Below are 2,334 nucleotides of genomic sequence, written 5' to 3' on the forward strand. Positions count from 1 at the left end.
CCGCGGTGGCCGGCACGGTGCAGGCGAGGAGGGCTCCGGCCGGTGTCGTCCCGTCATGTACGTCGGCAACGAGTGCCTGTTCGTGCGGCTGTCGAGGTGGCCTGCTCTTCGTGGGCGAGCAGGCCGGTTCGACGGGGACGGGGCGCCCGTGTCCCGGGGACCCCGGTAAGGGGCGACTGACTGATGACGGACCGTCAGAGTTGGTCGGCAGCCGCCCGGGACGGGCTCACGCGGGCCGCACCAGCCCACGTCGTACGCGAAGATCACCGCCTGCACCCGGTCTCGGGCGCCGATCTTCGCCAGCACGCGGCTGACGTGGGACTTGACGGTGGACTCGGCGAGATGGAGGCGGTCGGCGATCTCGGCGCTGCTGCAGCCGGAGGCGACGGCGGTGAGGACCTCGCGTTCGCGGGCGGTGAGTTCGGCGAGTCTGCTCTGGTGCTCTGGTGCTCTGGTGCTCTGGTGCTCTGGTGCTCGGGGGAACGGCCGGGCAGCTGGTTGGCGAAGGCGTCGATGAGCTTGCGGGTCAGCCCGCTTTGCGCAGGGCCTGGCCGGCGCGGTGGGCATCGTGATCGCTCAGGCCGCCGATCGCGATCTGCAGTCCGGCAGCACGCTCCTCGGCTGGGCCACCTGACTGTGATCGGCGGACTCGCCGCGATCACCGGTCCTGGGCGGCCGGCTTGCCGTCTTCACCGACTGGCATGCATCGGGACCGGTGTGAGCTGTTCACGCCAGGTTCTTGGTGAAGGACTCCGTCAGCTTGTCGAACGGGATCACGTCCGTCCTGTCGTAGAGGTCGACGTGGTTGCCGCCCGGGACGAGGTGGAGTTCCTTCGGCTCCGCCGCCTCGTTGTAGACGTCCTCGCTGAAATACCGAGAGAAGGCCTCCTCGCCCGCGATGAAGAGAATCGGTCGCGGCGAGATCGACTTGATGTGGGTGAGCAGCGGGAAGTTCATGAACGCCATGCTGCTCGTCAGCGTGAACTGGGTGATGGAGTTGGGGTGGTAGCCCCGCGGCGTGGAGTAGAACGAGCCGAACTCGCGCCCGACGGGGTCGGTGTTCTCGTCGAACCCGATCGGCGCCCCGCGCGGGCCGAGCGCGGGCGTGCCGTTCAGGAAGTCCGCGTACCGCTGCTCGGCGAGGTCGTCGAGCATGGCGGCCCGTGCCTCGTCGGTGAGGGAGTCGAGGGGGCCCTTCGAGGCCATCCGGGAGATGTCGACCATGGCAGCGGTCGCCACGGCCTTGATACGCCGGTCGACCTGGGCGGCGCTGAGCAGGAACCCGCCGCTGCCGCACATGCCGATGCCGCCGATGCGCTCCCGGTCGACGAAGGGGCGCGTGCCGAGGTAGTCCACGGCCGCGCTGAAGTCCTCGACGAAGATGTCGGGGGACGACGCGTGGCGCGGTTCGCCGCCGCTGTAGCCGTTGTAGGAGGGGTCGAAGGCGAGGGCCACGAACCCACGCCTTGCCAGGTTCTGGGCGTAGATCCCCGATCCTTGTTCCTTGACGCCGCTGTACGGGGGGCCGATCAGGACGGCCGGGTGCTGCCGGGACTCGTCGAGGTCTTTCGGCAGATAGAGGTCGGCCGCGATGGTGATGCCATACCTGTTCTTGTACGAGACCGGAGTGCGTGTGACGTTCTCGTCGAGGTCGAAGATGTAGTTGTCCATTGTCGGTGCTCTCTCTTTCTTTCTTCTCACTCTCACCCTCAGCAAGGTCCGCGGTCGGTCACGTCGGCAAGTCTTGTACGCCGAGGACCGTCAGTGGGAGGGAGAGTTTTCGCCTAGGCAGAACAGCCGTCAGGCGGTGCCAGGTGAGGGTGACGGCTGCTGCTCCGGCTCGTTTCCCGGGGGCCGCCATAGGAAATTCACTGGTAAAGACCCGTGTAAAGCGTTGATAAAGATAAAGAATCGGATCGCTGGAGCGAGAGGGGGGACAGTCTCATCCAGGGAGAAAACTCTCCCTCCCAGCGGTGGGGTTGACGATGCAAGACTGCCCCGCGTGACTGATCGCGGGCCGTTCAGCGGGTGAAGAATTCCCTCGTGCCCGGTGGTGACGACGTCACGGGAATTGTGCGGCTTCGCCGATGTGCAGGCCAGGTGCCCCATCCACCGATTCGAAAGCGTACGTATGCCTCCCACTGAACTTACCGAGTCAGAAGTACCGCCCCCGGGTGACTCCGGCGAGTCCCCCACGACCCCGACGCGGCGTACGTTCATCGCCACGACCACCGCGGTCGGTGGCGCCGTCGTCGCCGGCGGCCTCATCGCCGGGTCCCCCTTCAGCGACACGCAGGAGGCGGCTGCCGCGGAGACCGCGCCCTCGAGCCGTGT

Annotated in this window: 3 protein-coding genes; 1 reads left to right on the forward strand and 2 read right to left on the reverse strand. The window is 67.2% G+C overall.

Translation table 11 applies throughout. The features are described from left to right. Together STRIP9103_RS53390 and STRIP9103_RS04525 are read right to left on the reverse strand one after the other, a co-directional pair. A partial coding sequence (locus tag STRIP9103_RS53390; protein WP_199790509.1) for a response regulator transcription factor occupies nucleotides 1-567 on the reverse strand: 567 nt, incomplete at its 3' end. Between the two features lie 159 nt (nucleotides 568-726). After that, nucleotides 727-1,671: an alpha/beta hydrolase gene (locus STRIP9103_RS04525; RefSeq protein ID WP_048819684.1), complete on the reverse strand. Its 945-nt coding sequence runs from the start codon at nucleotides 1,669-1,671 to the stop codon at nucleotides 727-729. Between the two features lie 460 nt (nucleotides 1,672-2,131). On the opposite strand from STRIP9103_RS04525, the gene STRIP9103_RS51220 reads away from it, so the two are divergent. Next, the coding region (locus tag STRIP9103_RS51220; RefSeq protein ID WP_048819685.1) for a twin-arginine translocation signal domain-containing protein at nucleotides 2,132-2,334 on the forward strand (203 nt) is incomplete at its 3' end.

Origin of the sequence: Streptomyces ipomoeae 91-03, from assembly GCF_000317595.1 — a bacterium.
GTDB classification, from domain to species: domain Bacteria; phylum Actinomycetota; class Actinomycetes; order Streptomycetales; family Streptomycetaceae; genus Streptomyces; species Streptomyces ipomoeae.